The organism is Chryseobacterium sp. HNCC26DJ238, from assembly GCF_057180465.1.
Genome location: NZ_JBXUGI010000022.1, coordinates 41,353 through 61,115, shown reverse-complemented (window position 1 = coordinate 61,115; position 19,763 = coordinate 41,353). Strand labels below are relative to the sequence as shown.

Below are 19,763 nucleotides of genomic sequence, written 5' to 3'. Positions count from 1 at the left end.
GCTGCGCAAAGTTTATAACTTTGCGCAAATAAAGAAAAACCCATCGCAATTGCGATGGGTTTTTGTGTTATATAGCAGCTACATTTTTATTAAAGAAGTCTTTAAATTTTTGGCGGTAAGCATTTCATCAGTCAGCTTTGGTTTAAACTATCTGTACCGTGCTGACGGAGTAAAAGTCAGCAAGACCTACAGCACGGGAGGCGGAAAAGGCCAGTCCAAATCTTATCAATATACAGACTACCTGGATGGTTTTCAGTACAACTACAGTGAGACGGTTGCTCCGTGTCCCTGATTCATGACCAGTGTAGCGTATGAAGAACAAGCCTTTAAAGAACCGGCTATTATTCCCGGTACAATTCCTATGGCATGGAGTCTGGATTTTGTTCCTACTTCAGAAGGACATTTCAGTTTTACAGAAAATCGCTACATTTACCAATACAGGGATCACCTTGGAAATGCGAGGGTCAGTTATGTTAAAAAAACTGACGGAACTGTAGAAATTACAGATACGAATGATTATTACGCTTTTGGACTCAATCACATAGGGGATGTTTAATAAAGGTTATTTGGGAAGCTATTACAACTATAAGTACAATGGCAAGGAAATTCAGGAGACCGGAATGTATGATTATGGCGCGAGATTCTATATGGGAGATATAGGTCGTTGGATAAGCCCAGACCCATTAGGCGAAGAGTTTCCGGGATGGTCTCCATACAATTACGCATTTGATAATCCTATCAGATTTATAGACCCTGATGGTAATGCTCCGAGCGACATTGTATTTATAAATAATCGAGGTGTTGAAGTTCATAGAATAAAGAGTGATACACAATTTAAGACTTATATCCAAGCAACAACAAACGCCAGTAGTAATCCTGCAAAAAGCACAGCTGGTTGGAAACAAGTTCCAATGCCAAATATTATCCAAAATAAAGGAGGAGAAGATGTTTCTGGGTCAGCTTATCAAGGAAATGATTATCAAATTGCCGCACGTACAGGATATTTTAATCAGGCTAAAAACTCGGGACAATTGGGTTTAGTAACAGAAGGTGCTAATCCCATTCCTAAAGACGCAATAAAAGGAATTCCTGATTTAGACCCTACTTTGGTTAAGGCAATTACAATTCAAGAATCTAATGCAGGAACATCAGGTATAACTGATATAATGCAAGCGAATGTACCTGGAGATTGGTCTAAAATGAAAAGTGAATACGGATTAACTAAAGGAGCTAAAACTGATGAGTCAACTTCATTATTTGCAGGAACAAGAATTTTAGGAACTAAAGGTTTTAAAGGAGGTGTTTCTTATGACTCAAAAACAGGAAAATCCACCTATAAATTCCAAGGTTGGGCAAAAGCTGTAGAAGGGTATAATGGAGGTGGTACCGCCGGTTATCAAAAAAGAGTATTACAAATGCAACAAGAATCTAAAAAACCTGAATCTTCAGATTATTAAAATATGAAAAATTTTATTTTGAGTTTATTTATATTTTTATTTACAAATTGTAATAAACCTGATTTACAGCGAAATGACAAAGATAGAACTACTGAAACAAAGCTAGATTACTATGAGCGTTGTAGACTATTAGTTTTAGAACAAAATATTCCCAATCAAGATTTTGGATTTACAAAAAAAGGAAAAGATATTGATGAACAAGTAATTAAATATTTGGGGAATATTATTACTTCCAAGAAAGATACTCTCAAAATTTTAAACTCTGTTCATTATACAGGTATTTATGAGGATTCAAAAAGAGGTAACGGACAAGTATATATTTATAACTCTCTCAATAAACTTCTAGGTTTTTATAATTTAGGTTCTGCGTCCGCAGTTCCTAATAGTATTGATAATAAGGGTTTTATTTTCAAATACAATAATGAGAATTGTAATCAAACTACCAAAATCAGCTTAAAAGATAGTATTCCTAAACAAATGTTTGTACATTGTACAAAAGAAGGCGGAGATATATATAATTTAGAAACTGCTTATCAATGAACAAAAGCCACTAATTGAGTGGCTTTCTTGTTTTTATTTTTCAAACTGTTTATCTACGAGGTCGAGGAAATTGGAGCCGGAGGAACTGGACTAGTCGCTTCTGGAGTTGTATCATCAACAGGAGTTGGATCTATTGCTGGAGGGCCAGGAGCTTTAGTAAGCGGAGGATTGATTCTTACTGGAACGGTAAAAATGGGTCTTGGAGGTGTAATGCTGTATAATTCTTCGCAAAATTTAAAGAATACAAAACATACTGATAATAGGCATGTTGATAGAGCAAAATATCCTGAGAAAAGTAAATATTCAAAACCTGCACAAAAAGAAAAGCTTCAGCAGAGAACAGTTAAAAACCCCGACAAAGTAACCGAACAGGGAAAGAGAACAAAATACGAAAAAACATTTAAGAGAGTCATTGGTACAAAAGGAGAAACTTCTCATAGAGTAATTGTAGATAAAAAGAAAGGAAAAATTGTAACTTCATTTCCTCAAAAAGCAAATTAATATGTCAGTTAATTTTTCAGATATAGATAACAAAAACCAGATTTTATTTAATATTTCTGATTCTGAATTTTCAAAATTTGAAAATATTATTAAAATTTTCAATAAGAAACATGATAATCTGTTTGATATATATGGCGATTTTAGATTATACCAAAACCATATTAATTATCTGATTGAATTATTAGAGCAACAAAATGTTAAAGAAGATTTATTTTATAGATTTTTATTAATGGCAAGAAATAATAATAAAACATTATTAGTAATTGGAAACTAAAAGAATTGAAACAGGTCAGATTTGGTCTTTAAATGATGATGAAAATGGAAAAGCATTTGTTATTGATATAGATAATGATCTCAATGTACATTTTGCCTATATAAAAGATGATGATGTAATTATTTATCATATTCCGATAAAATATTCTTTCTTTCTTAATTCAATTACTCAGCATATTGGTAATAATGACGTTTTGGAGGATTTTTTGGAAGCAAAAAAAGTATGGGAAGAGTATTCAGGAGGAGTATGGGAGCTAAAGGTCAAAGAGATTTTGGAAATAACTTTAAATGATAACTAATCCTTTGCTCCCACACGATTGTATCGTGTGACAAGTAATAAAAACCTACCGCAATGCGGTGGGTTTTTGTTGTTTTATGGATTTACCAATTTTCTACGAGTAAGCTTGCTTGGCTTTAAAATCTCTTATCAAAGCATCAATAACCAAATAAATCTGTTCTTTAGGGTTAGAGAAAATGTACAACGAGAATTACAACCTTAAACTATGAAAAATTTTATTTTACTAATTTTTGTACTAATAATGAGTGGATGCAAAAATAATATTCGAGGTCAGGCAAATAATAATTTGTACCAACAGATCATAAAGGCATTTATTGAAAATAGAAATTCTGAAAAAGAAATCAATAAAGAAGAAAATATACTTGTAATTGGAGCTAATAAGAGTAGTGATATGGTAAATGCTTATTGGTTGGATATTTCTTTTGTTAATCCCAAATTATTATATGATTTTAAATATACAAATGTATATGAAATAGATGGCTACAAATTAATAATCGACGAATCATTGGATAAAGCAAATGATTTAAAGGAGTCTTTTACTAAGACAAAATATGAAAATTTTAACTTAGCAAAAGACATCATAGATTATGATTCTAAATATTGGCTTTTCACATTTAATTTCAAAGATGAAATTATTCGCATATCTCCACAGCAAAAATCAAAAAATATAAAGGATTTACTTATAAAAAAAGGAGTAAAATTTAGCACAGAATTTCATGACTTAGAATAACTCTCTTTAAAGATTTTTTAAGGTTAATTCAGAAAACTGATTCAGCAAGGACTGAGAAATCAAGAAAATTTAGATAATAAAGTATATATTTTTAATGTTTATAAGCTCGCTTATATTGATTGCTTGTAATAAAAATGAAAAATCTTTAAAAACTAAAAAGATATTTTTAGTAATGAACACTTTTCTATTCCTACGAATCTAAAGACATTAAGAAACATGAAAAAAGAAATTTCAAATAATTCATTAACTAAAATTACGTAGCTGCGGCTAAGGAGGCAAGTGCAAAAAAATACAAAGTAATTGGTCAATCTTGTGCATGTGTAATGTTAGATGCTCTTAATGAAATTGTAGATATAAGATCCAATAATGCATGGTATATTCCTAAATTTATAGATCCGGCTCCCAATATTATCTTAATAAAGAAAAAGGTGGAGGAATCAACTTTTTAAATAGATTCCTTCTTCCTGCCGATAAAGAAATACAAGTACGTAAAGTTGGAAAACTTGAAGTTGGTCCTCTTATTCCCGAAGGTGTGGACAACAATAAAACTCAGTAGTTATGAAAAAAAGAGCTTTTAATTTTATAGGTATCATTATACTTGGTATATTCTTTTACTATACATTCGGTGTTTTTTCTTCAGCTGTAGGTTGGTATGGTTACCAAAAATGGAAATATAGAGGTGGTACTACAACAATTAAAGAATCAAAACAAAGGAAAGTTTTTGTAAAAGAATTGAATTATAAAATCGTTGATTCTGCAAATTTGAAAAGTTTCTATTTTAAACCTTACATTGAAAAAGGATTTAGATATGGTTATCATTCTATGGAAGATACGAGAATAGATAATTTTTCATACTATCCTTATAATTTAAGTTATGAAAGAAATATAAAAGATTCTATTGTGTTGAATATTTTTCCAGAGGATAAAAAAAAATTAGATAGCTCCGATATAGTATGGGGGTATTTAAAAAAATCATCTTTACAAGACACTATTAGAATTGAAATAGAAGGAATGGGAAAGCAGAAAGGAATAATAAAGGTATGGTAAATAATCTTTACTCCTGCTGGTAATGTTGTAGGATGTTGTGCAGAATTTCAAGCAGGAAATAATTTATTATTGAATAATCCTTTGGCTACTCTTTCACAAATTAACTTTACAGGAGCAATTAGACCAAGAACAGGTCAAACAATACCAATGTGTGAAAACTGGAAAACAACTTTTGGAAAATAATATATGTATACAGAAATAGAACAACAAAATTTAGATATAGATTGGTTTTTCACAGATAATAATGAAATTGCTTTTGTCGCATCGGCAGGAGGCAAACTTCCTGAAACAGTAGCAAATTTGGAAGATCAAAATGAGGTACTGTCTTCTTACTTTAGGAATTTACCTGAAATGTCAGAGATTATTATTAATCCTCAGTTAAAACATATCATACCTGATGCAAATGAAGCCTATTTATCAGATTTTATAAATATGGCTAAGAAAGGAGTTTATGCTTTTGATAAAACTGTTTTAAATAATTTTTTCGATTCTAATTATCACTTAGTAGCTAATCCTAAAACTCCTTTAAAATTAGAAGATTTATCACAAGATATATTGGAAATTATCTTAAAAACGCAATTAAATGAAAATCTTAAAAATACAAAAAAAATTGATATTTTAAAATTCAATAAGTAACTCCTTTGAGCGAAGAGTTTGATGATCTTTCTCCATATAATTATGCGTTTAACAATCCTATTAGATTTATTGATCCTGATGGTAGACAAGGAACAGATTGGTTTAAAGACAAACAAGGAGATTATATTGTAATTTGCTTTGGTTACCATAATGGGGAGAATTGTTGTAAAAAGATTATAGAATAAAAAACCATTGAGCAAAGTCCCAACTAGTGCGAGCGTCCTGCTCATGGAAAAGCATTTATGGATATAATGTCAAATCATAAAGAAGGAGAAAAAGTAATAATTTATGGATATAGTTTAGGAGGTGTAGGAGCAACTCAATTAACAAAAATGTTAGATCCCAAAGACATCAAAGTAAATTTACTTATTACAGTTGATCCAGCTTTTAGTTTTTTTGGAAAAAATATTAACATACCTGATAATGTAAAAAAGGTAAATAATACCTATCAAGAGAACAGATCTTTAATTTGGTTCTCGAGGTTTTACTGCGACACCAATTGAAGGTAATGATAAGACTGAAATCGTGAATAATAATGTAACTGATAAAACTTCTGGAAAAGGTAAAGATGCTTATGGAACAATTGATGAAAATACTATGAAAAGATCTATTCAACTTATACAACAGGAAATGCAAAAAAAAGATAAATGATGAGCAATAAAGGTACATACATAAATGCAACACTTATATTATTTTTGATGTTGTTTGTAATAGATATAATTTACATGATTTTTACACTTCTAAATTTTTCGTTTACATACGAAACATACGTAAGTGAATTATACAGCAATGTTGTAGCATTTATTTTTTGGTCATACCTGATAATTTTTATTTGTTTACTGTTCCTTCGGGTTTATATAAGTCGTTATATCAAAATATTATTTCTAATATTGTTAATCATAAAGATATGTTTAATCATTATTTATATTAAAAATGGAGGATTATAAAATTCAGTTAAAATAATAATTTACCGTACCGCCGCACAAAGTCTGTGACTTTGAGCTGATAAATAAAAACCTTGCAAAATGTGAGGTTTTTATTTATATAATGTGTCTATTCCTGAAATAGCGATACAAAAAAGACTTGTTGTCATTGGGAAAAATGCCTTCAATTCTTCCGTAAAATTAAGAAAGACTATATTGTATGAATTATACAGATTAAATACAAGTAATTTCAAGAGGCAAAAAGTTATCAAAAGAGCTGTAAGCGGTAAAAAGTATTTTACTGGACTTAAAATATATTGTAATAAAATACAAACGCATAGATTTGAGATCACTGTCGAATTCATTCACTGCTATATTTTTCATCCTCCAATTGCTAATCCACTAATTTTATGACATGAAGATGTAATGAATTTTCAGACATATCGAACGGCTGATCAACAAATAACTTCCAGTCTTTTTTACCCGAATAAAAAAATCCGTCTCACCAATAATGATGAGACGGATTCTTATATATTTTAAGAAATCTTAAGCTTGTACGTTGTTTCCACCTAATACGAAAGGTTCAACTTCTTTGATCTCTCCGAACTGCTGCTCATAGTTTGTGATGTTCTGCTGAAGAGCGGTAAGAACTCTTTTAGCGTGAAGTGGAGCAAGAATAACTCTTGAACGCACATTCGCCTGCTGTACACCCGGCATTAACTGGATGAAATCTACTACAAACTCTGATGGAGAATGGTTTACTAGAGCAAGGTTACAGTATACTCCTGAAGCTACCATTTCGTTCAGTTGAATGTTGATGTTGTTTGGATCTTGGTTTTGATTTTGGTTGTCCATTATTTTGTTTAAGTTTATGTTTAAAAAATTCAAGGCTCAAAAATATAAAAAACTTTCAACCTTGAATATTAAATTTTAATTTATTTTCGAGAAGCGTGATCCGGGATACTCAATTGGTATCCCGAAACACGAAACTCTTTTATTAATTTAAATCTTCGAATTCTTTCTTAGAACCTACGATTACATTCTGGTACTCTTTAAGACCTGTACCTGCAGGAATTCTGTGTCCTACAATTACATTTTCTTTAAGTCCGTTCAGACTGTCAACCTTACCGGCAACGGCTGCTTCGTTAAGAACTTTCGTCGTTTCCTGGAATGATGCTGCAGACATGAATGATTTAGTCTGAAGAGCAGCTCTTGTAATCCCCTGCAATACCGGCGTAGCGGTTGCTGGAAGTGCTTCTCTCACTTCAACTAATTTCTGATCTTCACGCTTCAACTTAGAGTTTTCGTCTCTCAGTTCTCTTGCAGTAATCATCTGACCCGGTTTGAATTCTTTAGAATCACCCGCTTCTGTTACTACTTTAAGACCAAATACTCTGTTGTTTTCAATTAAGAAATCATATTTGTGCTCTAAAGCAGCTTCAAGGAACTGAGTATCACCTCCATCAACGATGGATACCTTGGTCATCATCTGTCTTACGATGATTTCAAAGTGCTTATCGTCGATTTTTACCCCTTGCAGACGGTACACTTCCTGAATTTCATTTACTAAATATTCCTGAACCGCAGTAGGTCCTTTGATCTTAAGGATGTCGTCCGGAGTTACTGATCCGTCAGAAAGCGGCGAACCGGCTCTTACGAAGTCATTTTCCTGTACCAGGATCTGGTTGGATAATTTTACCAGGTAAATTTTTCTCTCACCTGTTTTAGCTTCCACGATCAATTCACGGTTACCTCTCTTGATTTTTCCGTAAGAAACTACCCCATCGATTTCTGTAACAACCGCCGGGTTTGAAGGGTTTCTCGCTTCGAATAATTCGGTAACTCTCGGAAGACCTCCGGTGATATCCCCTGACTTAGCAGATTTTCTCGGGATCTTGATTAAGACTTTACCGGCCTTAATTTTTTCACCATCGTTAACCATTAAGTGGGCTCCTACCGGTAAGTTGTAACCTTTCTGTTCAACACCTTTAGAATCTACCACCTTCAAAGTAGGTACGGCTTTCTTATTTCTAGATTCAGAGATTACTTTCTCTTCAAATCCTGTCTGTTCGTCAATTTCCAGCTGGAATGAAATACCCTGGATAATATCTTCATACTCTACCTTACCGGCATTTTCTGCAATAATTACCGCGTTATACGGATCCCATTTTGCAATAATATCGCCTTTTTTCACTTTATCACCGGACTTAACCAGCAACTGAGAACCGTAAGGTACGTTGGCAACCATTAATGGAGTTCTTGATTCGTTATCAGCAACCAATCTGAATTCCGTTGTACGGGATACCACTACTTCAGCGTTATTTCCGTTTTCATCTTCAGAAGTAATTGTTCTTACCTCATCCAATTCAACAATACCGTCTCTTCTTGCAGCGATTGATGGATTTTCTGATACGTTCGTAGATACACCCCCCTGGTGGAAAGTTCTCAATGTTAACTGAGTTCCCGGTTCACCAATAGACTGTGCAGCAATTACACCTACCGCTTCACCCATGTGGATCTTCTTACCGGTTGCCAGGTTTCTACCATAACATTTGGCACAGATTCCTTTTTTGGTTTCACAGGTCAATGGTGAACGTACTTCTAATGCTTCAATACCCATCTCCTCGATTCTCTTCGCTAAAGCTTCATCAATAATCTGATCAGCGTTTGCTACCAATTCGTCAGTTTCAGGATCATATACATTGTGAAGAGATACTCTACCTAAGATTCTTTCAGAAATTCTTTCAACGATTTCGTCATTTTTCTTAAGTGCAGTAACTTCAGTTCCTCTGAGTGTTCCACAGTCTGCTTCAGTAATGATGACATCCTGGGCAACGTCTACCAGTCTTCTTGTCAGGTAACCTGCATCGGCAGTCTTCAGTGCCGTATCCGCAAGACCCTTACGGGCACCGTGAGTAGAGATAAAGTATTCTAAGATCGAAAGACCTTCCTTAAAGTTTGCAAGAATCGGGTTTTCGATAATTTCCGCACCGGTAGAACCGGCTTTCTGCGGTTTTGCCATCAAACCTCTCATCCCTGATAACTGACGGATCTGTTCTTTGGAACCCCTCGCACCGGAATCAAGCATCATGTATACAGAATTGAATCCACCCTGGTCAACTTTCATTCTGCTCATGATCATTTCAGTTAATCCTGCGTTGGTGTTTGTCCAAACGTCAATTACCTGATTATATCGTTCAGTATCTGTGATAAGACCCATGTTATAGTTGGCTCTGATCTCGTCTACTGTTTCAATAGATGTTGCGATCATTTTCTTTTTCTCAACAGGAACAACAATGTCTCCTAGTGAGAATGAAAGACCTCCTTTGAATGCATTTGAATACCCTAAGTCTTTCATTGCATCAAGAAACTTCACTGTTGTCGGGAAATCTGTGTCAGCAAGTACTTTACCGATAACATTTCTTAATGATTTCTTCGTAAGAAGTTCATTGATATATCCTGACTGTTTAGGAACGATCTGGTTGAATAAGATTCTACCAACAGAAGTTTCAGTTAATTTCGTTGTGATTTCACCGTTTTCTTTGATTGGAAGTCTACATCTTACTTTAGCGTTCAGTGAAACTCTGCCTTCAGCATAAGCGATTTCCGCTTCTTCCGGAGAATAGAATGCAAGACCTTCCCCTAATACTTTTTTCTCATCTGTAGAGCTTAATTCTTTGGTCATGAAATAAAGACCAAGAACCATGTCCTGAGATGGTACTGTAATTGGAGAACCGTTGGCCGGGTTCAAGATATTCTGAGAACCTAACATCAATAACTGAGCTTCCAGAATTGCTTCCGGACCTAACGGTAAGTGTACCGCCATCTGGTCACCATCAAAATCGGCATTAAATGCTGTTGTTACCAACGGGTGAAGCTGAATCGCTTTACCTTCGATCATCTTAGGCTGGAATGCCTGGATACCCAGTCTGTGCAAAGTAGGTGCTCTGTTTAATAAAACAGGGTGACCTTTCATTACACCTTCCAAGATATCATATACTACAGGTTCTTTTCTGTCAATAATTCTTTTGGCAGATTTTACTGTTTTTACAATTCCTCTTTCAATCAGTTTTCTGATGATAAACGGTTTGTATAATTCAGCTGCCATATCTTTAGGAATACCACATTCGTGAAGCTGTAAGTTTGGACCTACAACAATTACCGAACGGGCCGAGTAATCTACCCTTTTCCCCAATAAGTTCTGACGGAAACGACCCTGCTTTCCTTTCAGTGAATCTGAAAGTGATTTTAATGGTCTGTTTGACTCAGATTTTACTGCAGAAGATTTTCTTGTATTATCAAATAGTGAATCTACCGATTCCTGAAGCATACGCTTCTCGTTTCTTAAGATTACTTCAGGAGCTTTGATCTCCAAAAGTCTCTTCAAACGGTTGTTTCTGATAATAACTCTTCTGTAAAGGTCATTTAAGTCAGAAGTTGCGAAACGTCCTCCATCCAATGGAACCAATGGTCTCAATTCCGGTGGTATTACAGGAAGCACACGCATAATCATCCACTCCGGTCTGTTGATCATTCTGGTGTTGGCACCTCTCAATGCTTCCACCACGTTTAATCTTTTCAGAGCTTCAGTTCTTCTCTGCTTGGAACCTTCGTTATGAGCTTTGTGTCTCAGGTCGAAAGACAAAGCATCAAGATCAATTCTTTTCAGCAATTCCTCAACAGCTTCAGCACCCATTTTAGCGATGAATTTGTTTGGATCTGCATCATCAAGATATTGATTTTCTAGAGGAAGGGTTTCCATGATATCAAGGTATTCTTCTTCTGTAAGGAATTCTTTATCATCAAAATCAGAACCGTCTAATTTCTTAGCGATACCCTGCTGAATAACAACATATCTCTCGTAATAGATAATCATATCCAATTTCTTGGAAGGAATCCCCAAAAGATAACCGATTTTATTCGGTAAAGAACGGAAATACCAGATGTGCGCAATAGGAACAACCAGACCAATATGTCCGATTCTTTCTCTACGTACTTTTTTCTCCGTAACCTCTACACCACAACGGTCACAAACGATCCCTTTATAACGAATTCTCTTGTATTTACCACAAGCACATTCGTAATCTTTGATAGGACCGAAGATTTTTTCACAGAACAAACCGTCTCTTTCCGGCTTATGTGTTCTGTAGTTAATAGTTTCCGGTTTTAAAACTTCTCCTCTGGAATCCTGAAGAATGGATTCCGGTGAAGCTAAACCGATGGTTATTTTATTAAATCTACTTGATTTATTTTTATTTGACATAACTTTTTTTTAGATTTTAGATTTCAGATTTCAGATTTCAGACGAAATCGTCATTCCAAATTCAAGGATTATAAAATTCTTAGAGTGTCATAGTCTGACATCTTGTGTCTGACATCTGATATCTTACTCTTCTAATCTTACGTCTAATCCAAGACCCTGTAACTCGTGAAGTAATACGTTGAATGATTCAGGAATACCCGGTTCAGGCATTGCTTCACCTTTCGCAATTGCTTCGTAAGTTTTTGCTCTACCAATCACGTCATCAGACTTCACCGTCAGGATTTCTCTCAGGATATTGGATGCTCCAAATGCTTCAAGAGCCCAAACCTCCATCTCTCCGAAACGCTGACCACCAAACTGAGCTTTACCTCCTAATGGCTGCTGAGTAATCAATGAGTAAGGTCCGATAGAACGTGCGTGCATTTTGTCATCTACCATATGTCCAAGTTTCAACATGTAGATAATACCTACCGTTGCAGCCTGTGTAAATCTTTCTCCGGTACCACCATCATAAAGGTGAGTATGACCGAATTTAGGAACTCCCGCTTTCTCAGTATATTCTGTAATCTGATCAAGAGTTGCCCCATCAAAGATTGGTGTTGCGAACGTCATACCCAATTTCTGACCCGCCCATCCAAGAACGGTTTCATAAATCTGTCCGATGTTCATACGGGAAGGCACCCCAAGTGGATTCAATACGATATCTACCGGTGTTCCGTCTTCAAGGAACGGCATATCTTCTTCACGAACGATTCTTGACACGATCCCTTTGTTACCGTGACGTCCTGCCATTTTATCTCCTACATTCAGTTTACGCTTCTTAGCGATGTACACTTTAGCCAGTTTCATAATACCTGCCGGAAGTTCATCTCCGATAGAAATTGCGAATTTCTCACGGTTTTTAACTCCCTGAATATCGTTGAACTTGATTTTGTAGTTGTGAATCAACTGTTTGATCAATTCATTCTTATCATTATCAACCGTCCAGTCTGCACCGCTTACGTTTACATAATCTTCAACTGAAGTCAGTAATTTATGCGTGAATTTTATTCCTTTACCGATAATTTCCTCATCAAGATCGTTGGTAACTCCCTGAGAAGTTTTTCCGCTGACCAATGTGTTTAATTTTTCGATTAAAGTATTTCTCAACTCGTCAAACTTAGCTTTGTAAGTGTTTTCAATTTCTTCAAGCTTCAGTTTTTCTTCAGTTCTTTTCTTTTTATCTTTAATGTTTCTTGAGAACAATTTTTTGTTGATCACAACACCTCTTAATGAAGAATCTGCTTTCAGTGAAGCATCTTTTACATCACCGGCTTTGTCACCAAAGATAGCTCTAAGAAGTTTTTCTTCAGGAGTCGGGTCAGATTCTCCTTTTGGAGTAATCTTACCGATCATGATATCGCCAGGCTTCACTTCAGCACCAATTCTGATCATCCCGTTCTCATCAAGATCTTTCGTCGCTTCTTCTGAAACGTTTGGAATATCTGCTGTCAGTTCTTCCATCCCTAATTTGGTATCACGAACTTCAAGAGAATATTCATCCACGTGAATTGATGTAAACCAGTCTTCACGTACAACTTTTTCATTGATTACGATTGCATCCTCAAAGTTGTATCCTTTCCAAGGCATGAAGGCTACTACCAGGTTTCTACCCAAAGCCAATTCTCCGTTTTCAGTTGCATAACCGTCACAAAGAACCTGACCTTTCTGTACCGTTTCCCCTACTCTTACGTTTGGTCTCAGGGTAATAGTCGTACTCTGGTTGGTTTTTCTGAACTTAGTCAGTTTATACGTTTTTGTAGCAGATTCGAATGATACTAAATCTTCGTCATCGCTTCTTTCATACTTAATCGTAATCTGGTCAGCATCTACATATTCTACGATACCGTTACCTTCAGCATTGATAAGAATTCTTGAATCCTTAGCAACCTGCTGTTCCAGGCCTGTACCTACAATCGGAGCCTGGGGCTTCAACAAAGGAACTGCCTGACGCATCATGTTTGATCCCATCAATGCACGGTTTGCATCATCATGCTCCAGGAATGGAATCAATGAAGCTGAAATACCGGAAATCTGGTTAGGAGCAACGTCAATCAGATTAACCTGTGAAGGCTCAACTACCGGATAGTCACCATCTAATCTGGCAATAATCCTGTCTGTTAAGAACGCTCCGTTATCATCCAGCTCAACGTTTGCCTGAGCAATTACTTTATCTTCTTCGTCTTCTGCATTCAGATAAATAGGGTCAGCATGTAGATCTACCGTACTTCCTTCTACTTTTCTGTATGGAGTTTCGATGAAACCTAAAGTATTGATTTTAGCATAAATACCTAAAGAAGAAATCAAACCGATGTTTGGTCCCTCAGGAGTTTCGATAGGACAGATTCTACCATAGTGGGTATGGTGAACGTCACGTACCTCGAAACCTGCTCTTTCTCTTGATAAACCACCAGGTCCCAGGGCAGAAAGTCTACGCTTGTGCGTGATTTCTGATAGCGGGTTGGTCTGGTCCATGAACTGAGAAAGCTGGTTGGTACCAAAGAATGAATTAATTACTGATGTTAAAGTTTTCGCATTAACAAGGTCAAGCGGAGTAAAAATTTCGTTATCTCTAACGTTCATTCTCTCCTTAATTGTTCTTGCAATTCTCGAAAGACCTACACCAAACTGTCCTGCCAACTGTTCACCAACAGTCTTGATTCTTCTGTTTGATAAGTGATCAATATCATCAACCTCAGCTTTAGAGTTTACCAATTCGATCAGGTGTCTTACAATCGCAATGATATCTTCTTTTGTAAGAACTTCAGTGGTCGTCGGGATATTAAGACCTAACTTTTTGTTTAGTCTGTAACGTCCAACTTCACCAAGGGAATATCTTTGCTCAGAGAAGAATAATTTTTCAATGATCCCTCTTGCAGTTTCCTCATCGGGTGGATCTGCATTTCTTAACTGACGGTAAATATATTCTACCGCTTCTTTTTCAGAGTTGGTAGGGTCTTTCTGTAATGTATTCTGGATGATAGAGAATTCATTTGAATTTTCTTTGTGAATCAGGATAGATTTCACGCCGGCATCCAAAATAAGATCTAAATGTTCTTTTTCAAGAATCGTTTCTCTGTCTAAGATGATTTCGTTTCTTTCGATAGAAACAACTTCACCGGTGTCTTCGTCTACGAAATCTTCGAACCATGTGTTCAGTACTCTCGCAGCTAAAGTTCTACCTTCTACTTTTTTAAGCGCAGCTTTAGAAACTTTCACTTCTTCCGCCAGGTCAAAGATCTGAAGAATATCTTTATCAGACTCGAAACCGATTGCTCTTAACAATGTAGTTAAAGGTAATTTTTTCTTACGGTCGATATACGCATACATTACGCTGTTAATATCGGTCGTAAATTCCATCCATGATCCTTTAAAAGGAATAATTCTTGAATAGTACAATTTTGTTCCGTTGGCGTGGTAAGTCTGTCCGAAGAATACCCCCGGAGATCTGTGTAACTGAGTTACGATAACACGCTCTGCACCGTTAATGATAAACGAGCCGGAAGGGGTCATATAAGGAACCGGACCTAAATACACATCCTGTACAACTGTCTGAAAATCTTCGTGTTCAGGATCTGTACAGTATAATTTAAGTCTTGCTTTAAGAGGAACTGAATATGTCAGACCTCTTTCCACACATTCGTCGATCGAATAACGCGGAGAATCTACCAGATAATCTAAGAATTCCAATACAAATTGGTTTCTTGAATCGGTAATTGGAAAGTTTTCCTGGAAGGTTTTGTGCAAACCTTCTTTCTTTCTGTCTTCAGGAAGGGTATCCAGCTGGAAAAAATCTTTAAATGACTCTAACTGGATATCTAAGAAATCCGGAGTAATGATTTTTCCTTTCGCTGTGGAGAAATTAATTCTCTCATTTCCTTTAGTAGTAATTGCGGTTGTTTTACTCATAAAACTTTTAAGAAAGGGTTAAAAAATATTTTGATTTTACAAAAAATATCAGAACGACAAGAAAATAAGTTAAAATATAAAAGGTAAAAGTGTTTTTGGCGCTCACGTAGGAACCTTTATTACTTTATATTACTGTCTTAATCTTTCTAACTGCAACGCTGGTATATCTTTTCACAGCGTAATGCAAAATATTTTTAATGATACTTTAGACGAAAAAAAATGCTCATAAATCCATAAACACGAAATCCCTTTCAAAAACATGAAAGAGTTGATTTACAATATTTTACTGATGTATAAACAATTATTAGCGCCAAAAGAACTGCAAATATACGGAATAAATTCTGGACAGACAACAAAATAACCACTTCGTTTTGAAGTGGTTATCCATTTATTACTATTTCCAGATATCTGCACAGATTTTAAATTAGCAATCAAGCATAAAAAAACCGCTTTACTTGATGTATTGCGGGATTACTATTGTATAAAATTATATCATACTGACCAACTGCGTTACTGGATTGATTCCAGAACCTGAACAGAAAGAGACGTACCACCATCTGAGGATTCAGAGTGGTCGACCCCGCCTGACTCAACCCTGATGGTCAGTGTATTGCCATCCGGAACATTCCTTCTCACGCAGGCAAATTGTATTCTGTTTACAGCTGCAAGATTCCATTAAAAACCCTGCCCGGATGACCGGAGCAGGGCTGATAAAATATTTGTTTTTTTAATAAGTCTGCAGAACCGAGGTTGTCATCGTTGATTGTGCCATATTACTATTCAGTGTCGTAGCATCAACAGCTCTTCCAATACCTAATGTGGTAAGAGTTCCGGCGGTGGTATTACCCAGATTTCTGTTGGTACAGGCTGCTTTAACCTGATATGACCCCAGCTCAAGAGCATCCAAGGTAACATTGAGATTAAAGATCCTGTAAGTTCCGACACCACCTCTTACTACATCGTTTCTTACTGCTTTAAGCTGAAATGGGCCTGAATTCCTACTCAGAAACACTCCGCAGGCATAACTAGCCGAACCTGTCGTCCAAGTTTGCCCGGCGCCTCTCGTGATCTGAACAGTAGTCTGAAAAGACAAAACAGCCTTGGAGAGATTATCATTTTTTGTCACATCAAAACTATCCGTAGTACCCTCCATATAAACCCAGTTTGGAGTCGACGGAGAAGTAGTGAAAGTAGAATTTAAACTATAAGAGCCTGTAGTTCCGGTCTGTGTAAACTGTATTCCGTTCACATCCTTTGTTGTATTGAGATAGAACAGAGATAAGCTTCCTGTACCATTTGCGATCTGAACGGTTTTCCATGTATCAGACACCCCGTCCTGAACACCGAAAAGTTGTCCGGCTGCTCCGGGAGCACCTGTTACCACTGATGTTCCCCCTGTTCTTATTTCCTGGCGGACATGTAATGTTCCATTAACATCAAGAGTCTTTTGAGGCGTTGCCGTGTTTATACCGACCTGACCCTTGACAACGATTAAAGAAAAAGACATTAGTACTATATATATGTTTCTCATTTTAAGGTATAATTACTGATGAAAAGTTTTGTGGAATTTCGTAAACGTCAACTTTGAGAGACGACTGCGTCATAAAGTTATTCAAATTTACCGTTGTAGCGGTAGCAGGCACTCCTACACCCAGGGTAATACCTGCCAGAGGGTTGGTTAATCTTGCACATGCTACACTGACAGTGTGAGAACCTGTAGAAACGTTTTCTACGCCACCTATTTGAGTATGGGTAATAAAGGTATTCGCATTCGGACTTCTGGTAAGCACATTGAGCCTGGCACTTTTCAAGAGACCGTCTACAAAAATTCCACATGCATATTTAATATCCGTGGCATCAGCTGCTGCATTATTTTGCTGCACAACCGTTTCAAACATGAAGTATGCACTGCTCACTGTACTGTTAACGGTAAAATTACGTGTAAGACTTGCAATTGATCTGAATCCTCTGCTCTGCAGACTGGCAAATGTAGCATCAACCACCAATTCTGTCGAGGGATTAAATGCAGCGGGCGCAACCTGACTGTCATCAAAGCGAAGACCCTGTGCTGTTCCCTGAGAAGTATTAGGGTTAGCGGTGTCAAAATCCTTATAAGAGTCGTTGAAAATAAGATAAAACTGGTTGGTCAGATATTCCGGGATCCGTAAAGTTTTCCAGGTCGGAGGATTATTAGCACCCCGCGAAACCAGCAGCTGACCGTTTGTTCCTGCCAGCATAGTACCACTACCGTTATCCAGAAAAATCTTTTTTCCTATATTCAGGTCTCCATTGACATCAAGATTAGCAAGAGGACTTGTCGTCTTAACACCAATATTACCTTGCGCACTTAACAAAACTCCTAAAAATAAATTCAGAATAATATATGTTTTTTTCATTTTTTAATTGGTATATGTTACTAGTTCTGCCACGTCAATTTTAAACAGCGACCTCAGTGCAAAGGCATTTGATCTTGTGTTGGTAACAATCGGAGCTGGACCGTAGGTTGGAATATTGATGCCGATTCTGAAATAATTATTGGTAGGATCTGAAGAAAATGTTTTTCTGCAGGCAACTTCTAACGTATAAGGACCCGCAACAACATTTTCCTCAGTGTAATTTAATGTATAAATTCCCTGAACCGGAGTTGCATCCACTGCAATAATACCATCCGGACGGAGAGCCACCAATTTATTATTTTTAAAAATACCGCATATAAAATTGACTGATGATCCACTGCCCGCAGATTTATTCACCAACTCCACCCCGGACTGTACCTGATAGGTAATTTTATTCTGAGAAGATCTTATCTGCAGAGTTGTAGCGAGATTACTTATTTTAACCCATGCCGCTGTGTAATCTTCTCCTAAAACACTTGTGGGAGGAGTCGATACAGCGACACCGTTTGAGAGCGTAGTAATACCTGCCTCATCATTTCGTAAATATGTATTCACTAATTTGTACTGTGAGTTCTCCATAAAAGGAACATTCACACTTTTCCATGTAGGCGGAAGACCCGAACCTCTGGACACCAATACCTGATCGACATTACCGGGATCCAAAGTTCCGGGAGTTGTAGTACTGGGTACGATTAGCGCTTTTCTAAGCACAACATCGCCATTAACATCCAATGTTGCTCTTGGAGTAGTGGTGTTAATTCCTATCTGCGCGTGAGCAACACCGCATGAGAACAGGAATAATAATTTGAATTTATTATACATTTTAAGTTTATTGAATTAAAGAATAAGCTGCTACAGGACTTGCAAACAGCCGTAAAATATTTAAAATCAAATACTTAAAGGTGGTGGTCTTACAGAAAAAACCTTGGAAAAACAGAAATCAAAAGATCTGCTGTTATAAAAAACATATTTTTGAGAATGTAAAAACTCTAATGAATAGGTTGCAGAATTATACTTTTCTGCCGGGTGAATTTTAGTAAAATCATGATTATTATCACCAGGAGCAACATAGCTTTTGAGAATTATGTTTGACGCAAAAAATACATCAGGAGAAGGAAAGCCTTTAAAATCAAATTTTTCAAAAGTTTCTTTACGATTCTCGTACTTTTCTATCTGCTTCTCAATCTCTAGCTCCTCAATACGCTTTTTAGTTTTAGCGACTTTAAGGGTTGTCTTAAAATCTGACAGATTCTTTTTTGAGTCCGAAGAAATAACCTGAAGAGAATTTTCTTTATTGAAATTCTTTCTGAAAGACAGCTGACCTTTTTTAAGAATTACTTTGCGTGTAATAAACTGCCGGTTAAAGTTGGGATCGGTCGAATAGATCTTTGCATCACCAGTCACTACAACCGTAGCAGGCGAAACCTTCCTAATACTGTCACTTTCCTGAGCATTAAAACTACCATAAGCCAACAGGAATCCAGCCCACAAAAAAAAACGAAAAAAAACTGACCTTTTACAAAAGTCAAAATTTTCCGCAACTTTTTTTAAACAATATGAAGCTGTTTGCAATTATGATAATTTAAGAGCGCAAAAGTAAACATTATGTTGTAAAATTTACAATAAAATCACATTAATAAACTGTAATATATCATACTGACAGGGGCACTCAAAAAGTAAAAATAAAATCATCTTCTGATAAATAATTAATTTTTTTTTAAGCCCTTCTAAATTTGATTTTAATTTTTAGC

Annotated in this window: 19 protein-coding genes; 11 read left to right on the top strand and 8 right to left on the bottom strand. The window is 36.1% G+C overall.

All coding sequences use genetic code 11. The features are described from left to right. The 11 genes from AC2A07_RS18065 to AC2A07_RS18015 form a co-directional block, all read left to right on the top strand. The coding region (locus AC2A07_RS18065) for a hypothetical protein (protein ID WP_484051531.1) at positions 1 to 292 on the top strand (292 nt) is incomplete at its 5' end. Positions 293 to 295: 3 nt separating this feature from the next. After that, a complete protein-coding gene (locus tag AC2A07_RS18060; protein WP_484051530.1) occupies positions 296 to 556 on the top strand; it encodes a hypothetical protein in 261 nt (86 codons plus the stop codon). Further along, complete coding sequence (locus AC2A07_RS18055) at positions 549 to 1,457, top strand: RHS repeat-associated core domain-containing protein (protein ID WP_484051529.1); 909 nt, start codon at positions 549 to 551, stop codon at positions 1,455 to 1,457. The genes AC2A07_RS18060 and AC2A07_RS18055 overlap by 8 nt, the downstream gene beginning before the upstream one ends. 3 nt (positions 1,458 to 1,460) lie before the next feature. Further along, entirely contained in the window at positions 1,461 to 1,997 is a 537-nt protein-coding gene (locus tag AC2A07_RS18050) for a hypothetical protein (RefSeq protein WP_484051528.1), read from the top strand. A gap of 18 nt (positions 1,998 to 2,015) precedes the next feature. After that, complete coding sequence (locus AC2A07_RS18045; protein ID WP_484051527.1) at positions 2,016 to 2,498, top strand: hypothetical protein; 483 nt, start codon at positions 2,016 to 2,018, stop codon at positions 2,496 to 2,498. Between the two features lies 1 nt (position 2,499). Next, the gene (locus AC2A07_RS18040; RefSeq protein WP_484051526.1) at positions 2,500 to 2,772 is read left to right on the top strand and encodes a hypothetical protein; all 273 of its coding nucleotides are present in this window, start codon (positions 2,500 to 2,502) and stop codon (positions 2,770 to 2,772) included. Further along, complete coding sequence (locus AC2A07_RS18035) at positions 2,762 to 3,070, top strand: hypothetical protein (protein ID WP_484051525.1); 309 nt, start codon at positions 2,762 to 2,764, stop codon at positions 3,068 to 3,070. Before AC2A07_RS18040 ends, AC2A07_RS18035 begins: the two co-directional genes overlap by 11 nt. A 204-nt stretch (positions 3,071 to 3,274) precedes the next feature. Next, positions 3,275 to 3,799: a hypothetical protein gene (locus AC2A07_RS18030; RefSeq protein ID WP_484051524.1), complete on the top strand. Its 525-nt coding sequence runs from the start codon at positions 3,275 to 3,277 to the stop codon at positions 3,797 to 3,799. 558 nt (positions 3,800 to 4,357) lie between these two features. Beyond that, on the top strand, positions 4,358 to 4,846 hold the full coding sequence (locus AC2A07_RS18025) for a hypothetical protein (RefSeq protein WP_484051523.1): 489 nt from the start codon (positions 4,358 to 4,360) through the stop codon (positions 4,844 to 4,846). A 186-nt stretch (positions 4,847 to 5,032) separates the two neighbouring features. After that, a complete protein-coding gene (locus tag AC2A07_RS18020; protein ID WP_484051522.1) occupies positions 5,033 to 5,482 on the top strand; it encodes a hypothetical protein in 450 nt (149 codons plus the stop codon). Between the two features lie 525 nt (positions 5,483 to 6,007). Beyond that, the gene (locus tag AC2A07_RS18015) at positions 6,008 to 6,133 is read left to right on the top strand and encodes a hypothetical protein (protein WP_484051521.1); all 126 of its coding nucleotides are present in this window, start codon (positions 6,008 to 6,010) and stop codon (positions 6,131 to 6,133) included. 818 nt (positions 6,134 to 6,951) lie between these two features. Here AC2A07_RS18015 and AC2A07_RS18010 read toward each other — a convergent pair. The 8 genes from AC2A07_RS18010 to AC2A07_RS17975 form a co-directional block, all read right to left on the bottom strand. Beyond that, the gene (locus AC2A07_RS18010; RefSeq protein ID WP_073291426.1) at positions 6,952 to 7,260 is read right to left on the bottom strand and encodes a DUF3467 domain-containing protein; all 309 of its coding nucleotides are present in this window, start codon (positions 7,258 to 7,260) and stop codon (positions 6,952 to 6,954) included. A 142-nt stretch (positions 7,261 to 7,402) separates the two neighbouring features. Beyond that, on the bottom strand, positions 7,403 to 11,668 hold the full coding sequence (gene rpoC, locus AC2A07_RS18005) for a DNA-directed RNA polymerase subunit beta' (protein WP_484051520.1): 4,266 nt from the start codon (positions 11,666 to 11,668) through the stop codon (positions 7,403 to 7,405). 123 nt (positions 11,669 to 11,791) lie between these two features. Further along, the gene (rpoB, locus tag AC2A07_RS18000) at positions 11,792 to 15,616 is read right to left on the bottom strand and encodes a DNA-directed RNA polymerase subunit beta (protein WP_484051519.1); all 3,825 of its coding nucleotides are present in this window, start codon (positions 15,614 to 15,616) and stop codon (positions 11,792 to 11,794) included. Between the two features lie 510 nt (positions 15,617 to 16,126). Further along, a complete protein-coding gene (locus tag AC2A07_RS17995) occupies positions 16,127 to 16,252 on the bottom strand; it encodes a hypothetical protein (RefSeq protein ID WP_484051518.1) in 126 nt (41 codons plus the stop codon). A 91-nt stretch (positions 16,253 to 16,343) separates the two neighbouring features. Next, the gene (locus AC2A07_RS17990; protein ID WP_484051517.1) at positions 16,344 to 17,123 is read right to left on the bottom strand and encodes a hypothetical protein; all 780 of its coding nucleotides are present in this window, start codon (positions 17,121 to 17,123) and stop codon (positions 16,344 to 16,346) included. Positions 17,124 to 17,148: 25 nt separating this feature from the next. Next, positions 17,149 to 18,012, bottom strand: a complete 864-nt coding sequence (locus tag AC2A07_RS17985) for a hypothetical protein (RefSeq protein ID WP_314498571.1) — start codon at positions 18,010 to 18,012, stop codon at positions 17,149 to 17,151. A 3-nt stretch (positions 18,013 to 18,015) separates the two neighbouring features. Then, positions 18,016 to 18,834: a hypothetical protein gene (locus AC2A07_RS17980; protein WP_484051516.1), complete on the bottom strand. Its 819-nt coding sequence runs from the start codon at positions 18,832 to 18,834 to the stop codon at positions 18,016 to 18,018. Positions 18,835 to 18,900: 66 nt separating this feature from the next. After that, positions 18,901 to 19,503 carry a hypothetical protein gene (locus AC2A07_RS17975; RefSeq protein WP_484051515.1) on the bottom strand — a complete coding sequence of 201 codons (603 nt, stop codon included), beginning with the start codon at positions 19,501 to 19,503 and terminating at the stop codon, positions 18,901 to 18,903. Between the last annotated feature and the right edge of the window lie 260 nt (positions 19,504 to 19,763).